At 69.2% G+C, this 17,915-nt stretch carries 13 protein-coding genes; 7 read left to right on the top strand and 6 right to left on the bottom strand.

Annotation, left to right across the window (positions count from 1 at the left end):
* Window positions 1-79: 79 nt before the first annotated feature.
* The 7 genes from P2L57_RS35505 (at window position 80) to P2L57_RS35475 (ending at window position 7,775) form a co-directional block, all read left to right on the top strand.
* Complete coding sequence (locus P2L57_RS35505; protein WP_275821844.1) at window positions 80-1,624, top strand: ABC transporter substrate-binding protein; 1,545 nt, start codon at window positions 80-82, stop codon at window positions 1,622-1,624.
* Complete coding sequence (locus tag P2L57_RS35500; protein ID WP_275821842.1) at window positions 1,621-2,613, top strand: ABC transporter permease; 993 nt, start codon at window positions 1,621-1,623, stop codon at window positions 2,611-2,613. Before P2L57_RS35505 ends, P2L57_RS35500 begins: the two co-directional genes overlap by 4 nt.
* Window positions 2,610-3,458, top strand: coding sequence for an ABC transporter permease (locus tag P2L57_RS35495; protein ID WP_275821840.1), 849 nt, complete (start codon window positions 2,610-2,612; stop codon window positions 3,456-3,458). Before P2L57_RS35500 ends, P2L57_RS35495 begins: the two co-directional genes overlap by 4 nt.
* On the top strand, window positions 3,455-4,921 hold the full coding sequence (locus P2L57_RS35490) for an ABC transporter ATP-binding protein (protein WP_275821838.1): 1,467 nt from the start codon (window positions 3,455-3,457) through the stop codon (window positions 4,919-4,921). Before P2L57_RS35495 ends, P2L57_RS35490 begins: the two co-directional genes overlap by 4 nt.
* 410 nt (window positions 4,922-5,331) lie before the next feature.
* A complete protein-coding gene (locus P2L57_RS35485) occupies window positions 5,332-5,655 on the top strand; it encodes a response regulator (protein ID WP_275821836.1) in 324 nt (107 codons plus the stop codon).
* 123 nt (window positions 5,656-5,778) lie between these two features.
* Window positions 5,779-5,934 carry a hypothetical protein gene (locus tag P2L57_RS35480; protein ID WP_275821834.1) on the top strand — a complete coding sequence of 52 codons (156 nt, stop codon included), beginning with the start codon at window positions 5,779-5,781 and terminating at the stop codon, window positions 5,932-5,934.
* 761 nt (window positions 5,935-6,695) lie between these two features.
* Window positions 6,696-7,775: a PP2C family protein-serine/threonine phosphatase gene (locus tag P2L57_RS35475; RefSeq protein WP_275821832.1), complete on the top strand. Its 1,080-nt coding sequence runs from the start codon at window positions 6,696-6,698 to the stop codon at window positions 7,773-7,775.
* Between the two features lie 123 nt (window positions 7,776-7,898).
* On the opposite strand, the gene P2L57_RS35470 is transcribed toward P2L57_RS35475, so the two are convergent.
* From P2L57_RS35470 to P2L57_RS35445, 6 genes are all read right to left on the bottom strand, one after another.
* A complete protein-coding gene (locus P2L57_RS35470; RefSeq protein WP_275821830.1) occupies window positions 7,899-9,164 on the bottom strand; it encodes an alpha/beta fold hydrolase in 1,266 nt (421 codons plus the stop codon).
* An 87-nt stretch (window positions 9,165-9,251) separates the two neighbouring features.
* Window positions 9,252-11,165, bottom strand: coding sequence for a M9 family metallopeptidase (locus tag P2L57_RS35465; RefSeq protein WP_372516062.1), 1,914 nt, complete (start codon window positions 11,163-11,165; stop codon window positions 9,252-9,254).
* Between the two features lie 572 nt (window positions 11,166-11,737).
* On the bottom strand, window positions 11,738-12,697 hold the full coding sequence (locus P2L57_RS35460; protein WP_275821826.1) for a LysR family transcriptional regulator: 960 nt from the start codon (window positions 12,695-12,697) through the stop codon (window positions 11,738-11,740).
* Window positions 12,698-13,016: 319 nt separating this feature from the next.
* Window positions 13,017-13,868, bottom strand: coding sequence for an Fpg/Nei family DNA glycosylase (locus tag P2L57_RS35455; protein ID WP_275821824.1), 852 nt, complete (start codon window positions 13,866-13,868; stop codon window positions 13,017-13,019).
* Window positions 13,869-14,170: 302 nt separating this feature from the next.
* Window positions 14,171-16,018 carry an Ig domain-containing protein gene (locus tag P2L57_RS40455; protein WP_275821822.1) on the bottom strand — a complete coding sequence of 616 codons (1,848 nt, stop codon included), beginning with the start codon at window positions 16,016-16,018 and terminating at the stop codon, window positions 14,171-14,173.
* A 1,165-nt stretch (window positions 16,019-17,183) separates the two neighbouring features.
* A complete protein-coding gene (locus P2L57_RS35445) occupies window positions 17,184-17,711 on the bottom strand; it encodes a DinB family protein (protein ID WP_275821820.1) in 528 nt (175 codons plus the stop codon).
* Window positions 17,712-17,915 lie beyond the last annotated feature (204 nt).

The following is a 17,915-nucleotide window of genomic DNA, read 5'->3' as shown; positions in this document are numbered from 1 at the left end:
CTGGGGCGCGGGCTTGCGGAGGCGATCATTATTAGGGTAGGCAATCCTAAGTAGCCGCCCGATGTGGAGTGAGGACGACGTGAACCTGAACAGGCGCCAAGTACTGTGGGCCGGCGGAAGCATAGGCGCGGCCGCGCTACTGTCCGCCTGCTCCGGCAGCAAGAACGCGGGCTCCTCGGGGCCCGAGGGCGCGCCACAGCAAGGCGGCACCCTCCGGGTCGGCGCTCTCGGCCACGCGTCGGCGATCACCCGTGACCCGCACGGCAACCAGGGCAACGAGAGCGACTACCTGATCATCGCGCTCGTCTACGACACCCTCACCGCACCGGGCCTGAAGCAGAACACCGTCGACCGGCTGGCCTCCGGCTGGACGCCGTCGAAGGACCTGGGGACCTGGCGGTTCACCATCGCCAAGGGCGCCACCTTCCACGACGGCACCCCGGTCACCGCCGACGACGTGGCCTGGTCGCTGCGCCGGTTGCGCAACACCCCCGCCGGTGCCGCCCGGCTGCCAGGTATCCAGGCGAAGAACATCACCTCCGACGGCAAGGACACCGTCGTCCTGGTCTCCGACTACGCCAACGGCGAACTGCCGTTGCTCACCCGCCTGACGACCTTCGTCCTCAAGAAGGACACCCCCGAAAAGGACATCGCCAAGGCCCCGGGCACCGGCCCGTTCAAGCTCGACTGGTACCGCGGCGGCAACGCCCGGCTGCTGCGCAACGAGCACTGGTACCGCGGCCGGGTCCACCTCGACGCCATCGAGGTGACCATGTTCGAAAGCCCGCAGGCCATGGCGAACGCCCTGCTGTCCGGGCAGATCGACGTAGCCTCCAACGCGGGCGCCGTCGCCGCCCGAACCGCCGCCGCCCGCACGGACATCCAGGTCATCCGCCGCCCCAACGACATGGCGATGCCCATCGTGATGCGCACCGCCGACGGCCCCTTCGCCGACCCCAGGGTCCGTGCGGCGATGAAGCTCGTCGTGGACCGGGAAGCCATGGTCAAGCAGGTCCTGTCCGGATACGGCAGCGTTGCCAACGACATCCTCGGCACCGGCGATCCGCAGTACGCCAAGGACATCCCGCAGCGCAGGCGCGACCTGGCCAAGGCCGAACAGCTACTGGCGGAGGCGAAGTTCGACCTGTCCCGCACCTACGACCTGGTCACCACCGAGGACATCGCGGGCCTCGCCGAGTCGGCCACCCTGTTCGCCGCCCAGGCCCGCGAGGCCGGCATCAAGGTGAACGTCGTGAAGCAGGAATCGGGCACCTTCTACGACAGGACCTGGCTCAAGGGCGACTTCTACACCAACTACTGGGGCACCAACGACTCCGTGGTCTTCTTCGCTTCCAAGACCATGGTCACCGGCGCCGGACAGAACGAAGCAGGCTGGTCCGACCCGCAGTTCGACCAGGCATACCGCCAGGTCATCGGCACAGCCGACGACAAGGCGCGGGCCACTGCTCTGCACGAGCTGCAGCAGATCGAGTACGACAGGTCCGGCTACCTGCTGTGGGGCATGGCCGACGGCATCGACCTGGCCACCTACAAGGTCCACGGCCTGCCCAAACTGCCGGGCTACGGCCGCGTCCAGCTGGAAAACGTCTGGCTGTCACGATGAGCGAGACCGCGCTGGAAGGAGCCTTCACACCTTCGGTGTTGCACCGCGCCACGGTGGTGTGCGGCCGGGTGGCACTGCTGCTCGCCAAGCGGGTCTTGATGCTGTTCGTGCTGCTCGCCGTCGTTTTCGCCGCGATCCAGCTGCTGCCGGGGGACGCCGCCTCGGCGACCTCCGACCGCGGCGAGAGCGCCGCTGACATCGCCGCCCGCCGCCACCAGTTGGGGCTCGACCGGCCGGTGTGGATCCGGTTCTGGGAGTGGATCACCGCGCTGCCCACCGGCAACCTGGGCACTTCGGCACGTGGCCAGCGCGTGACCGACCTGCTCTCCGCGCCCTTCCCCAACACCATCCTGCTCGGCGGCACCGCCTTCGCCCTGACCGTGGTCGCCGCGCTCGCCCTGGGCTGCTGGGCGGCGGCCCGCCCAGGCGGTGTGGTGGACCGCGTCATCGGCCTCGCCTCCACCGCCGCCTTCGCGCTCCCCGAATTCGTGGTGTCCGTGGGCCTGTTGCTGGCCTTGTCCCTGTGGACCGGCTGGCTGCCCGCCGCCACGACCACCAGCGCCGACGGCTCCCCCGCCTCCTGGACCATGCTGGTCATGCCGGTGTTGGCGCTTGCCGTCCCACAGACCGGATGGAACACCCGCGTCGTCCGCGCCGCCCTCACCGACCAGGCGAAGGCCCCGCATGTGGAAGCGGCCCACCTCGACGGCCTCCCGTCCCGCCGCATCCTGCTGCGGCACCAGCTTCCTGGCGCCCTGCCCGCCATCGCCACCGGCATCGCCACCTCCACCGGAATGCTGCTCGGCGGCGCGGTGGTCGTGGAGACCCTGTTCAACTACCCAGGCATCGGCACCGTGTTGGCCGGCGCCATCGGCGACCGCGACACCCCCGTAATCGCCGGTGTGGTCGCCTGCGCCGGAGCCGTCATCAGCCTCGTTCTGCTGCTCGCCGACCTCATCCGCGCCCGAACCCTGGGAGCCCGACCATGAGCACCACCGCCACCGTGCTCAGCCAGCCGCGCCCCCGCTCCTGGCCGCGGATCCTGCCGCGTGTCGCCCCCGGCCTCCTGCTGACACTCTTCGGCCTGCTCGGACCGCTCCTGGCACCGCACGCCCTCGACCAACCCATCACCGCACCGTATGCCGCACCGGACGGCAGCGCGGTCCTTGGCGGAGACCAACTGGGCCGCGACGTGCTGAGCCGACTTCTGCACGGCGGCGGTGCACTGATCGGCAGCGCACTGGCGGTGGCACTGATCGTCACCGCCCTCGCCACCGTCCTCGGCTGCTTCGCCGTGCTCAGCCCCACCCTGGGCCGATGGGCCGAGCGCACCGCCGACATCGCCATCCTCCTGCCACCCGTCCTCGGCGTCATGCTCATCGCCCTGGCCTGGCCCGGCGGCGGGCGCCTCGCCGTCATCGCCGCCGCCATCGCCCTGGGCACCCCCTACGCGGTACGCGTCATCGCCAGCGCCGCCGCGCCCCTGACCGCCTCCGGATTCATCGAAGCGGCCACCGCGAGCGGGGAACACCTGTCACATCTGGCACTGCGCGAACTCCTACCCAACCTCCGCTCGACCGTGCTGGCCCTGTTCGGGCTGCGCTTCGTCGAAGCGGTCTACGTCATCTCCATGGCCGGATTCCTCCAACTCGGCCCCCAACCACCCGCCGCCGACTGGGCATTGATGATCCGAGAGAACGCACCCGGCATCCTCCTCAACCCCTGGGCCGTCGTCGCGCCCAGCATCGCCATCGGCCTGCTCGCCGTCAGCGTCAACCTCGCCGCCGACGCACTCGCACCCACCACGGCGGGACGGGCGGTGACCACCCGATGACCCCCACCAGCGAACCGGTCGTCCAGGCCACCGGCGTCGGTATCCACATCCCCGATGGGCCGGTCCTGTTGAACGAGACCAGCCTCGTCCTCCGCCGGGGTCAGATCACTGCCCTCACCGGCCCATCCGGCTCCGGCAAGACCACCCTGCTCCGCGCCCTCGTCGGCGCCCTGCCCGCGGGGGCCCACCTCACCGCAGGAACCATCCGGGTCCTCGACCACGACATCTTCGCCCTCCCCGCCGACGAGTTGCGACAGCTACGCCGCCACCACATCACCTACGTCGGCCAGGACCCGGCTTCCGCCCTCAACCCGCGCATGCGCGTTCGCCGCCTCGTCAGCGAAGTCGCCGCGGACCCGGCCCCTCAGGCCCTGCGGGACCTGTTGGTGGAGTGCCGACTGCCGGTCGACGAGGGACTGCTCGACCGTCGCCCCACCGCGCTGTCCGGCGGACAACAGCGCAGGGTCGCTCTGGTCCGCGCGCTCGCGCGCAAACCCGATGTGCTCCTGCTGGACGAACCCACCGCAGGACTTGACGCCGCCCTGCGCGACGACATCGCCGACCTCCTGCGCCACCTCGCCGACCGTCGCCACCTCGCCATCGTCATCGCCTGCCACGACCCCGAACTCGTCGCACGGTGCGCTGACGAGGTCATCGCCCTCGACGGCCACACCCCAACGCCTGCCGTCGAGAAGGCGCATCAGCCCGCCCAACCCACCGGCGCCGCCGCGCTCGTCGCCACCGGGATCCGGGTGACCTTCACCCAACGCCGGACGCCCCACCCCGCCCTCGCGGACATCGACTTCACGGCCACCCCCGGCAGCGCCACCGGTATCGTCGGCCCCTCCGGCTCCGGAAAGACCACACTGCTGCGAGTCCTGGCAGGACTGCAGTGCCCCGACACCGGCACCCTCACCCTCGACGGCCAACCGCTGCCGACCGCTGCCCGCAAGCGCACCCGCGACCACCAGCGCCGCATCCAACTGATACCGCAGAACCCCCTGGGCGCCCTCAACCCCGCCCGCACCATCGGCGCCGCCCTCGCCCGCCCGCTCCAACTCCACCGAACCGTGCCGAAAGCACAGGTCCCCGACCGGGTCGCCGAACTCCTCCACCACGTCGGCCTACCCGCCGAATTCGCCCGCCGCTACCCCCACCAACTCTCCGGCGGTCAACGCCAACGCGTCTCCATCGCCCGCGCGTTGGCGCCAGAGCCCAACATCCTGTTGTGCGACGAAGTCACCTCCGCCCTCGACCCCGACACCGCGACCGCCATCATGGAACTGCTCACCCGGCTGCGAACCGAACGCGGCCTCACCATTGCGCTGGTCAGCCACGAACTCCAGCTCATCGCCGCCTACACCGACACCATCCACATCCTCGCGGCAGGACGCCTCGTCGATACCGGACCCACCCGGAGTCTGCTCCCCACCACCCAGCCGACCGCCACGCACCGGCGCTGACCTGGCCCCGTGCATCCTTGGCGAGCGCCCACTCGGCCAGTTCTCGCTTGTCGACACGTGCCTTTGCGCTCTGCTGACGTCGGCGGCATGCCGGGCACAACGCGGCGTGTGGCCGGTATGGCGCCGGAGCAACTGGGCCAGGGCCAGACGGTCTCCGTCTCCGCCAGCACCACCGAATCCCACCGCATCGACTTGTCGTCGAGGGACTCGGCTGGCGGAGCAACTCATGTCGTGTGTCCATGCTGCGGAGCTGACCACGACATATCCGTATCCGGTGACGCACTGGCAGCACGCGCGTACGTGACGGATTCCGTGGCCACCTACCGCGACGCCCTCTGGGGGGCCGCTGTTGCCATAGCGGTAGCCGGCGTGTGCTGCGCTGGCACCCTTCGAGCGGAGGGGCTGAGCCGATGGACGACAAGCGCGTACGGGTGCTCATAGGCGAAAACCATGCCGTCTACCGGGAAGGCGTGGTGCGTGCGCTACCTGCCTACGTCGACACCGTGGCCGACGTCGCCGACGGGGCTCAGGCACTGACCGCCATTCGCGAACTCCGACCGGATGTGGCGGTCTTGGACTACCGCATGCCGCGGCTCGACGGTCATCAGGTGGCCCGTGCGGTTCGGCGTGAGGAACTGCCGACCAGGGTGCTCATCCTCTCGGCCAAGGATGACAGCGCCCTGGTCTACGGTGCGCTACAGGACGGTGTCAGCGGGTATCTGACCAAGGACTAACGCGGCCGAGGCGAGCACCATGAAGCGCCTGATGCGCTGCCGTGAGGTGTCGGCGCAGCGCGCCCAGGCCATGCTGCGGCTTGCCTTCGCGGGAGTGCCGTCGCTGTCACTGCCGCATCGGCGGTGAACCGGGCCGGACTCGGCGAGGCCATCCGCTCGCTGGTCAGCGTCACGACCGAGCGCTGCGGTATCCCGATCACCTACACCGCGGCCTGCTACGGGCCCACCCCGCACGACCTGCTGGTGAAACCGCGCGGCCCGAGAGCTCATGGCCGCTGACGGCATCGGAACCGACCCAACCCATCTGCGCCAACGCCTCAGCGCTGGCCACATCGGCATGACCTTCCAACGGGGCCGTCCTCGCGAGCGGCGGCGCCAGTCGCGCCATGAGGTGTGTCGTACGGCTCGATGACATCGTCGGCGGAGGAGTTGACGGAGCGGCGACCGAGCCGGGCCCTGCTTACCCAGCACCTTTGACCTGGGATAACGCCGCTCACCGATACCACTTTCCGCCCCACTTCGCACCTGAGGACAGGATGTCGGGCGGATCCGGTGAGGCTGTTCAAGCCGCTATGGGACGCGTCTGACCTGCATGAACGCCGCGCCGAGCGCTGTCCATGGCAGCCTGCCCGTCACCTCGCCCGGCACTGACATGACTCCCTACTGCGACCTGTGCGACAACGTCCCACCTAGTGCAGCTCAGCATCCCTCGCAGGGATCTCAAAGTCGTAGGATTGTCGCAAATGTTCTAACGTGCCCTTGCTGAAGCAATGGTCGGGTTGAGCCGTTGAGCCGCATAAGGCTGGTTGACTTGACCGAGCCCCGCCAGGAGTTCTTGTGTACAGGCCGCGTGAGTGGATCCGTGAGGGCTTTCGCCGGGACCTCGGCCACACCGTCGTGCGGCCGTCCGCTTCTCCAGGACTTCCGGTGCCGCCGCGCCGCCTCCGCCGGAGCGAGCAGTGAGGTGGCCCGGTCGGCGCACAGCTGAAAGCCGCCGCGCGGCGCAGTCGAGTCTGGCGGTACCTGCTCCGCCCGTATGGATGCGCTGGCTGCCCGCCATATACGTCGCGGCGGTCCTGGTGCTCGAACCGCTCACTCCAGTGCAGTGGCCGGTGAGCTTCCTGCTCATTGCCCTCCCCGTGGTCGCCGCCTTCGCGCACGGCCCCGTCGCCGTCGCCGCCATCACGGTTTTCGCCGCCTCGTTCGAAGCTGTCCTGGCCGGCACTCCGTGTTGCGCGGGCCGCTCCGTGGGCTACTTGTGGGAACGCCACTACGTAGCGGTCTACATCTCCACCACCTTGGTCGGCGTCCTCGGCACGATTCTGGCCGCCCACCGAACGCGCCGGGAGCGCACCCTCGCCACCGTGCGCTCCGTGGCCGAGACCGCGCAGCGCGTGCTGCTGCGCCCGGTACCCCACCATCTCGGCCAGGTCTGCGTGGAAACCCTCTACCTGTCCGCCGCCGCGGAGGCACGTATCGGTGGCGACCTGTACGAGGCGGTGCCCACCGCGCAGGGAGTCCGCCTGCTCATCGGCGACGTCCGGGGCAAGGGCCTGCTCGCGGTGGAAACGGCCGCGACGATGCTCGGTGCCTTCCGCGAGGCCGCCCACGACGAGACTGATCTGGCCGGGGTGGCGCGCCGAGTCGAGAGAAGCATGAGCCGCAGAGCCGCGCATCTTCCAGGCAGCGACGTGTCGGAACGCTTCGTCACCGCGGTGTTCGCCGAAATTCCCGACCACGAACCCGTGGTCCGCATCGTCAACTGCGGCCACCCGCCGCCCCTGCTCATCACCCGCGACGGGGTCACCGAACTGGATCCGACCGATCCCTCACCGCCCATCAACCTCGGTGTTCTGCTCGGGGACGACTACCACGTGGACGTGGAGCCCTTCAGCCCTGGCGACCACCTGCTGATGTACACCGATGGCGTAACCGAGACACGCGACCGCACCGGAGCCTTCTACCCACTCGTCGAACGCATCCGGTCATGGGCCGCTCTCCCACCCCGCGAGCTCCTCGACCAACTGCACCAGGACCTGCTCGCCTACAGCGACGCGAGCCTCCACGACGACATTGCCGCCCTCGCCGCGTACCGCCTTCCCGGTGAGACCCCCGGCTAGGCCGAGCCGCCCGATCCCGGCTCGATGGCACCCACCCGGAGCAGTTGGACGGGCGCTGGCAGGGCGGTGAGAAACCCGTGCGTGAGTCGACGGCCCCGTTAACGGCGTGCCGTCGCTGGTCGGTCACAGACGACCGGCGGTCATGTCCATGAGCCGCGACAGTACGGCGTCGCCGGACGCGTTCACACCGTCGTGCTCCCACTCGTTGGTCACCCACGCCCGGGCCGAGCCCAGCTGGCGCACGGTGCGCAGCGAAAGGTCCGCGTCGACGTACATGTCGTCGTGGTAGACGACCGCGGCCAGCGGGACCTGATTGGCGGCCAGGCGCTGCGGGTCGTAGAGCGGCGGCCAGTCGGTCCAGGCGGCGAGCAGTTCGGCGGCTTCGGCGAACGGTCGCAGGGCTCTGATCTCCTCGAACATCCAGGGGTAGATCATCTCCCCGGTGAACAGCAACGGGGCCGCGTCCTCGGCGAAGCGGGGGTGTTCGCCCGCGATCCGTCGCGCCGCCCAGGCCGTCGGCCGATTGTCCTGGGCGAAGCACGGCTCTTGGAGGATCGTGAACAGGGGGTTCTCGACGAACCCGGTCTGTTGCATCACCTGGAGCAGAAAAGTGTCCGTCAACTCCCCGGCGGCGTCGAAGGCCTCGTCGAGGAGCCAGTGCACGCGCTCGTACCCGTCGCCCATGCCGAACACCAGGCCGAGGGTCCGCAGCCGTCGCGCCGTCAGCCGGTCGCCGTCCGGCAGCAGGATTCGTCCGGAGTCGGCGAGGTCCGCGATCCGGCGCACCTTCTCCACATCGTCCGGATAGCGCGCGTAGTACTCGGCGTTCTTGGCCTCGACCCGCGGATAGGTGTGCCGGTAGACGTCGTCGGCGGTGGCGGCAAGGCCGGGGATGCCGCCGGTGATGTGACAGGCCCGGAGTCCCTCAGGTGCGTAGGACAGATACGTCAGCGTGATGAATCCGCCGTAGCTCTGGCCCAGGGTCTCCCACGGCTCGTCGCCGCAGAGCTGCCGCCGAATCAGCTCCGCGTCGCGGACGATGGTGTCGGCGCGGTGGAGCGACAGGTACCTTGCGAGATCCTTGCCCGATCCGAACCTGGCCGCCGCGCCTGGCGTCACGGGCGTGCTGCGGCCCGTGCCGCGCTGATCGAGCAGCAGCACGCGGTGCGTTGCGAGCGCTCGGTGGAGCCAGCCGGGGTAGCGGCCCAGCGGCCGCGGCGACTTACCGCCCGGACCCCCCTGCAGGAACACCAGCCAAGGCAGCTTGTCGACGGCCCGGGTCGGGTCAGCCACCTCGCGCGCGAACACCTCGATCGTCGGACCGCTCGGATCGTCGTGGTCGAGGGGAACGGTGAAGGCGTGGTCGGTGATGGCATAGCGGGGGTTCATACGGGCTGGTCACCTCTTCGGGAAGCCGCGGGAGGAGCGGTCCCCGGACGGTGATCGACCGGCCGGGGACCGCACGGGGTCAGCGGATCAGTACCGCGTGGTCACGGTGACTCCGCTGAAGTCGGTGACGGCGTACAGGCTGATGTACCGGTAGCCGGCCGAGGTGTTGCTGACGGTGATGTGTTGAGCCGCGCCGGAGTTGGTCGACGAGGCGGTGTACGTGCTCGGCGTCGCCCAGGTGTCGGGGTCGTAGTACAGGGACGCGCTCCCGGTGCCGCCGTTCGTGGCGACCGTCAGCGTCGTCGTGCCGGCCGGGAGCCAGATGAAGAGGTAGTCCAGGTTGCCCGCGGTGGCCGACTGGTTGCCGCGCGAGCAGTTCTGGCCCATCGCCTGGTGGTTGGTGCCGGCGCAGGTCGGGAGGGTGCCGACGCCCGCGAGGGCGTCGAGCCAGGAGTTGAAGTCCGCGTCGTACCTGGTGCCGATGGTGTTGGTGTAGTAGTTGTACGCGCCGGTGTAGTCACCGTTCCGGAAGTACGTCAGGATCGCCTGGACGTCGGCCGGGTGCTGTTCGAGCATGTAGCGCACCGCCAGGTAGCCCCAGGGGAAGACGCGGTCGTTGTCGCTGTTGGCGTAGGTGGTCTGCCACAGGGTGCTCAGCGGATAGGTGTGCTTTCCCGCGTCAGCTACCGCCTCGGTGTCGACGATGCCTCGGTAGCTGTACGAGATGTATCCGGAGATCCCCTCCACCCACCAGATGTTCGGCTCGGTCTCTATCTGGGTCCAGGTGCCCTTGGTGTCGTACCTGGCGTCGAGGAAGTGGGTGTATTCGTAGTTGAGGTTCCAGATGTTGTCCGTGTAGCCGTCCGGGCCGGGATCCTGGTACAGGATGGAGTAGTCCTGGTTCCCCGGGGCCGACGGGTCGCCGTAGAGGGTGATTCCGCCGTTGTTGGTCGGCACGCCGTAGATCGCTCCGGCGTAGATGACGTAGTTCAGCCGGCTGGAGAACACGACGACGTTGTCGGTGGTGTTGTACTGGTTCGGGATCGGGCCGTTGTCCTTCGCCACGCCCTGGAAGTAGGAGTCCTGGCCCGCGAGGTTGGAGCAGGCGGCGGTGAGGTCGGCCGGGCTCAGCGACTGCGCGAGGACCGTGATCTCGGAGTTGCAGTGGTACGTGGTCGGCAGCGCGGCCGCGGTGAGCTGGGCCGTGAGATCGCAGGTGCCGTAGTACGAGCAGTTCGCGTTGTCGTAGGCGTTGCTCTGCTCGGCGACGGCGACCCAGAGCGCGGCGGTGGTGCCGGAGATGTGTGAGGCGTGCAGGAGGCCGAGCATCAGTGGTCTGACGGTCGCCTGGAGCGCCGGGAACTGGACGTAGATGGCCAGGTCCTGGCCGGCGTCCGCGTCCAGGAAAGTGTTGTTGCCGCCGAGCAGGCTCGTGTGATGGAGGGCGAACGAGTCGAGCGTGGTGATGATGCTCGAATCGTGGGTGATGGCGGTCACGAAGGCGGGGTTCCACTGGCCTCGCCACAACGGGGTGTAGACGTCGTAGACGACGCCGTCCATCGCGTAGTAGGCGTCCCACGAGCTGTTGTAGGCGTTGAGGATCCGCTTGTAGGTGCCCAGGTAGTCCTGTTGGATGTTGGCGCTGTCGGTGAGGATCACGGCGTCGCCCAGGACGTTGCCGTTCGTCGTGGAGACGTCCTTGGAGTGGGCGCCGGCGAAGAAGGCGTTGAGGCCGCCGACGACCGCCGTGGTCAGATTCGCGTCGTAGGAGCCGACGTCGGCGGAGTCGTAGTACTGCACGTAGTATCCGGCGCGCAGGTAGATGACGAGCTGCCAGATTCCCGCGGAGTTGTCGCCGGAGTATCCCCCGGACAGGCGTTGGAAGGCCTGCGCGACCGGGATCATCTGGGACTCCTGGAAGACGCCGTGCGCGTCGCTTCCGGTGGTCGAGAACAGGGTGTTGATGCAGTCGGTGGTCGAGGACTCTATGTAGGAGGCCAAGGCCTGACCGGTGCGGCTGCTGAAGGCCGCCGGAGTGCAGGACTGCGTGTGCTTCCGCGAGGACTGCGCGGAGCCCCGGGCCACGATGGGGCGCGGCGGCGGGATCCGGCCTGGCGACAGCCGCCCGTGCTGGACGGCGCCGGCGTCAGTTCCAGCGGTCGAGGCGCCGGTGGGGGCAGGCGAGGCCGAGGTCCGAGGTTCGTGGGTGGGGGTCCCGGTTTGGTGGGTGTGGGTCCGGGTTTGGTGGGTGGGGGGACTGCCGACGGTCCCGGCAGCATGGCTCGGTGCGACGACCGCGAGCGCCGGGCCGGTGCCGAGACAGAGCGCTATTACGGCGGCCGTCAGGCTCGCCGCTAGCCTTCCGAGCGCTCGTCTTGGTCGGGTGCCTATCATGACGCTCCTTCAGGGAGGTGAACGCCAGGGGGACGTGGGGGGTGCACCACGCACGCTCCCAGTCACCGTGACCCGCGACAACGCCCTGAGACACAGCAGTCTGCCCGCTCGGGCCACAACATCCGGCCCTCCCGTGGCCGACCTTTGCGCACGGTTCCGCCCGCGGCGGATTCGATTCCTTATGCGCGGACGTTCTTGTGCGTCCGCGATGCCCACAACTGGAAGTGGGGCGCCTGCGCGATCAGGTTCCGGTATGCCGCGACGGCCGAGCCGAACAGCGTCTCCGCGATCTCGTCAGTGATGCTCTCCCGGCGCCAGGCCAGTACGTAGCGGCACCACAGCGGCGTGCCGGCAAGCGGCTTGACGACCACTCCGGGAATCGGCCGCGTCGTCGCCTGCACCATGGAGACGCCGAGGCCGTCCGCGATCATGTCCTGCAGGTGCAGCTGGTCGCCGAGGAACTCGTTGACCGCCGCCGGGGTGAACCCGGCCGACCGGCACGCCCCGTAGAACACACTGGGCCAGCCGGCCCCGTCATCCGGAGTCAGGAACCACACTTCGTCGGCCAGGTCGGCGAGCGTGATCTCCAGGGCGCTCCGGAGCCGATGCCGGGCTGAGAGCGCCACGAACGACGGCTCGGTGGCGAATCCGCGATGCGTGACGGCATCGGAGTGCCGCAGGTCGAGCCCGGGGTAGTCCGCCGCGATCGCGGCGTCCAGCTCGCCCCGCTCCAACAGTTCGACGATCTCCGAGGACGCATAGACGCTGCTCACCGTGAACACCAGATCGGGCAATCGGCTCCGAATCCTGCTGGCCATGCCGGGCAGGACCGGCGAGTTGGTCGCGGCCAGTCGCAGCACCCGCCGCTCCCGCCCGCCGTCCGCAGGTCGCCGCCGCCCAATGGCGTTGGCCCGGGCCACGACGTCGCGCGCCTGCGTCAGGACCTCGACGCCGTACGGCGTCGGCTCCACCCCACCGGAGTTGCGCTCGAACAACAAGTCGCCGAAGTAGCTCTCGATCCGTCGAAGCTGTGCGCTCAGCGCCTGTTGCGAGTACCCGAGGACGCCGGCAGCCCCGCTCACGGTCCCGGCATCGGCGATCGCGCACAAGACCCGCAGGTGGCGGAGTTCCAGATCCATCGGCTCGCTCCTGGCATCCTTGCGCCTGCCCCGAACAGCTGAGGCGCACAGCACGCGGTGCAATGGCACTGGTGTTCCCATGCAGTTTCGGCGGCGTTCGAGCACCGCGCAAGGAGGGCGAAGCCCTCATTGGCAATTCGCCGCTGCCGCGGGGGTATGCGGAAGCGGCGCGGACGGGCGGCAGTTGGGGTCCCTACGTCGTCGCCGTTGCTCCAAGTGGCATGCGCACCGCCGGCTGCTCCTCCCGCCGATGCTCCCGGCCGCCTGAGCCCAGCCTTCATGGAGTGGATGCCAGGGCTGCCCGAAGGCCGGGTGACCGTCACTCCCGGCCTGGGTCGTCCGACGGATCTTGTTCGACCGCGGGCACTCCGGCGGCGCCGGACAGAGCCTGGCCCTCCCCCTGGCAGTGGGGGCACCACAGGGTCGTCCGGCCGGTGATCCGGCCGCGCCTCAGCCGCGTGCCGCAGCGCGGGCAGGCCGGGTCCGGGCTGTCGCGTCGACCGGTGAGCCAGGTCGAGCCCGCGGGAATGTGCCCGACGCGCACTGAGTCACGCAGGACGCGGCGCATCGCCCGATGGATTCGTCGGCGTTCCTCGGCGGCAAGGCCGGCGGCCTGGCGGTCCGGGGCCACTCGGGCGCGCCACAGGATCTCGTCGGCGAGCAGATTGCCGAGCCCGGCCAGCACGGACTGGTCCATCAGCACCGCCTTGATCCGTGCCCGCCGCCCGTCGATCAACTCGTCGAACTCGGCGGGACCCACGTCCAGGGCATCCGGTCCCAGCTCGGACAGTGCCCGCCGCACACCGTCCTGATCGGCCACGAGCCTGATCCCCTGCAGCTTGCGCTGGTCGCGGTAGCGCAGCTGACGCTCACCGGCGACAAAGGCCACCCGGTCATGCCGACCGAGCGGGTCCGCGGGCGAACAGCAGACCAGGGATCCGGTCATCCCGAAGTGCAGCAGGACGACGGGCCCGTCCGTGGCGGCGATCAGCCACTTGCCGTGCCGCCTCGGCTCCGCGAAGCATCGTCCCACCAGCGCCCGTTCGAGGCGCCACGGCGTCACCTCCCGCAGCACACCCGGATCCGCGACCTCGACACGCTCGATAGACCGCCCGCGCACACAGGAGTCCAGGACGCGCCGGAACCCTTCGACATCAGGCAGCTCGGGCATGCTTCCCACCGTATGTGCGCCGTGACAAGCTCGCGCGGCGCCCCTAGGGGAGCTGGGTGGTCGGCACGACGCCTCCCGAGCGGCCGCCCGGCCGCCCGCCCTGGCGTTCACCGCCCTCCCGGGACCGCGAGCGCCAGGGCCGTGGCGCCACGCTCTGCGCCCCACCACACCGGCTCAGTTCTTGTACGACGCGATGACCGCATGCGCGCAGCAGCGGTGGAGCTGACACCACGTCCGGCCGGGCGACGCGGCGCCATGGCGCCCGGCCCGGATGACCGCCCCGTCCGGAGCGCCCGGCGGCATCACGCGAGGCGGAACGAGGTGTCGTCCACGAGGAAGGCTGTGGCGGCGCTGCCCGTCTCGTGCGAGGTGAACTTGACGATCACCGTTGAGCCGAACTCGGGTGCCGCATAAGGCGTCAGGTCGATGCCGACGGGTACGTAGCCGGATGTGGTGTCGAGGTTGGACCAGGTGCGCAGTACGGCGATGCGCTTGCCGGAGTACTGGTCGTCCAGCTCCAGGGTGAGGGTGTCCTGGGGCTGCGTCGATGCGTTGGTGGAGTCCACGTGCAGCCAGAAGGAGAAGTGGGCCCGGGTGTAACCGGGGGTCGTCTCCACGGCTTGGGAGAGCGTGTCGTCCTGGGAAGCGTTGCGGCCGAGCCAGGCGTAGCCCTTGCCGGAGCGGGAGGCGTGTGCGGTGGACTGGGTGATGATCCCGGGAGAGGACTGGGTCCACCAGCCCGGGTAGTTGCCCTTGGCGTCCGCGGGAACCTCGAAGCCCGGGTCGACGACTTGCTCGATGCCCCCGCAACCGTACGCAGCGTTGTGGAGTATGCCGAGGTGGAAACGGGTCGACGCCTGGTTCCCTGCACTGTCCCGGACCGTCACCGTGACCGCGCGAGTGCCGCGCTGGTCGCTACGGCCGTGGATCAGTCCGGTGCGCGGGTCGATCGACAGACCGCGCGGCAGTCCGGAGGCCGAGTACCGCAGTGCCTTCGACGCCCGGTCCGTGGCGATGACCGGCACCGACACCGGACGGTCGAGGGGTGCCGTGCGGTCACACAGGGTGCTCACCACAAGCGGCCGGTTGGCGACCACGGGATGGGAGCCGGAGCAGGTGTGCTGGTCGTTGGACCAGGTCGTCTGGACCGCGAAGGAACCGGTCGCGAGTTGGAGGTTGAACAGTCCGCCCGGCGTCCCCTCGGTGATCCAGGCACACTTGTCTCCGTCCTCCTGGCCGGCCGGGTCGATCCATCCTCCGATGGCGTTCTGGTCCGTGATGGTCTCGGCGTACTCGTGGCTCCCCAGGATGCTCCAGCCGTCGAGGCGGCCACGCGGCCCGGGGTTGATCCAGTTGGTGCCGCAGTACTTGTAGTCCGTGAGGTACGGCATGAGCGTGTATGCGAGGGTGCCGTAGCTGGAACGCTCGAAGGTGTGCCAGGCGCACCAACTGTTCAGTTCGTGCCAGTGGTCCGGATCCAGGCCCTGGGCGGTGGTGACCACGTACTGGACGTTGCGGTTGCTGGCTGTTGAGGTGTTGCCGAAGTGCTTGGCGGCCGCCGCCGCCTCGGCGGCGATCTGCGGTTCGGTGGCGGCCTGCGGCGCGGCGGTGGAGTTGTCAACCCAGACCCCCGCCAGCGCGTCGCCGTGTGGGACGCCCACGTGCGGGGAGTTGACAGGGCATTTCGTGGAGCCGGTGGTGACGCTCTCGCAGTACTGGGTCATCACGCCGCTCCAAGCGTCGCCCTTGGTCCCCAGTCCCTTGAAGAAGGACTGCTGGTAGGGGGCCGCGTGCTCCGGGTCGTTGGAGAGCGTGGTGTAGCCTGCGTCGTCCTTGCCCGCGGTGCCCCACTGGGAGCCCCAGTAGACGATGTACACCCTCGGGGGTCCGGATGTGACGCCCACCGAGTCCTGTCCGCCGTGGTAGGTCACCTCGGGCTGCTCGTTGTTGACCAGACCCGTGGGGTGGAACGGCCGCCGGGTCACGGACGGAACCGTTCTGGCAGTCAGTGCGGTCAGGGCATCGGCGGCGGTGTGCGGATGGCCGGGCCGGACCCGCACCCAACTGTCATGGGTCCGTACCCAGCCCGCCGAGGCCGGGTGTTGGTCCTCTGCGTGGGTCGATCCGGTGGCCGCGATGGTTCCGGCCACAGCCAAGGCCAAGGTGAGCAGAGGGGCGGTGAGTTTCCCGAACGCACGGCGAACGCGCGGACGTGAGGGCACTGCTGTCACGGGGTTCCCTTCATGCCTGGTAGGAGGGCTGGGCAAGGTGACGTGCGGTCAGTTGGGTGCTCAACGGGAATGCTTCATGGGCGGGGTCGGGTGGGCCCGCGGATATGGAGCGAAGTGCGATGTCTGCTCACCCTGGTTGCTGACAGCCGGGCAGCCGACTGCACGGCGCCGACATGGATGACGGCCCGTCAGTTCGTTGATGTGGGCGGGCCGTGGCCATCACCTGCAGACACCGGCGAGGGCTTCGCGGTGTCGACCTCAACCGCATCGACAGACGGTAGCCACCGGCGCTCGCGCCGGAATCGGGGCGGAGCTGTCGCAGTCAGGCCGATGAGCAGGCGCCGCCGCGGGCATCCCGGATCAGGGGCACCCAGGGGCAGACAGGCTGAGGGCCGGGGTCACACCGGGCTCTCCGGGGGCGGGACCCACAATGTTGGTGGGCTCACCGTCGACGGCGGGGAGACCGTCGGCAGCGGGGAGACCGTCGGCGGCGAGGGCGACGAGGTGGCCGAGGGCGCGGTACGCGGGGACGCTGAGCAGCCAACCGCACCGCGAACGCCGCTGGTTCGCTCACGGCCGCCGATCGTTGCAGCTGCAACTGAGAAGCCTGGGCTTGGGCCGTCCTTCAACGCCGAGGACGCCAGTCCGAGGATGGAGACGCGGCCGCCGGAGGTGTGGGCTCTACTCACGATAGGTGCTCCCGGACGGGGGTGGGCACGCGACGCGTGGATGACTAGAGCATGACAGAAGTACAATTTCACATGTCACGTGGCGCGCATCACCCCGTGAAGCAAAGCTTGCGCAAAGGCGAATGTTCTCGACCTCACCCTGGACGGGTTGAAACCCACTCCTGCGCAACTCCCCGACATTTGACGGCACAACACGGGTAGGCGTGTCCCGACGCAGCGTCGCCTCTCGCCAGGGGCGAGCAGGCCGGTGAGCTCCCCGGCATCACCTGGCGGCTGTCAGCGAGGGGGCCCGGGTGCCGTCCTCGCTGGTCCAGACGTCGTCCCGACCGGCGGCCAGGAGCGCCGCCAAAGCCCGCACCCGATCCGGAAGGGACGAACCGCCCAAGGAAGCGGGCTCAGTTACCAGTTGCCCCGTCGGTCCGCTCACGCAGGAAGTCGGCATGGCCGTTGTGGCGGGCGTACTCCTGGATCATCATCACGTAGACCCAGCGCAGGCTGAGGGAGACGCCGCGCGAGGACGTGAACGTCTCGTCGAGGTCACGTCCTGCCGCCGCGGCGTCACACGCTTCGACCTCGGCGCGGAACAATCCGAAGTCCCTCTCTGCGTCCGCCTCGTGAACTCCGTCGAGTCCCTCATCGCCATCCGACGGGCCGGTGAAGACATCTCCTACAGCCTCACCCGCGAAGCTCCGCCGGAACCACCAACGCTCGACCTCCGCCATGTGGCGAACCAAACCGAGGAGAGTGAGATTCGACGGCTGCACGGTCGTCCGCGCCAACTGGGCGGGCTCCAGACCGGCACACTTGGCCAACAACGTCTCCCGATGCCAGCTCAGCCAGCCGTCCAGCATCTGACGCTCCGGTACGGTGCCCAGGCCGCCCAGCTGCGTGGTGCGCTCTACCGGCGGTGCTATCCATGTCATGCCCATACCCTCACCGCTGCCTCCGTTGAACACCGGCAAGAACACGCCCGCAACCGTCGGCACTCGGAAGTTCAAGGGGGTCTGTACGGTCAACGGTGGATCTTCGAACAGGAAGTGACACCTGATGACAGACGTGACCGTGTCGGCTGAGGCCGTGGAGAATGTGCAGTCGGCGGGGCTGGAGCCGGACGTGCTGGACGACCA

It is taken from the genome of Streptantibioticus ferralitis, from assembly GCF_029223525.1.
In the GTDB taxonomy this organism is placed as follows: domain Bacteria; phylum Actinomycetota; class Actinomycetes; order Streptomycetales; family Streptomycetaceae; genus Streptantibioticus_A; species Streptantibioticus_A ferralitis.
The sequence above is the reverse complement of the archived record's forward strand: the minus strand, read 5'-3'. Positions and strand labels throughout refer to the sequence as shown.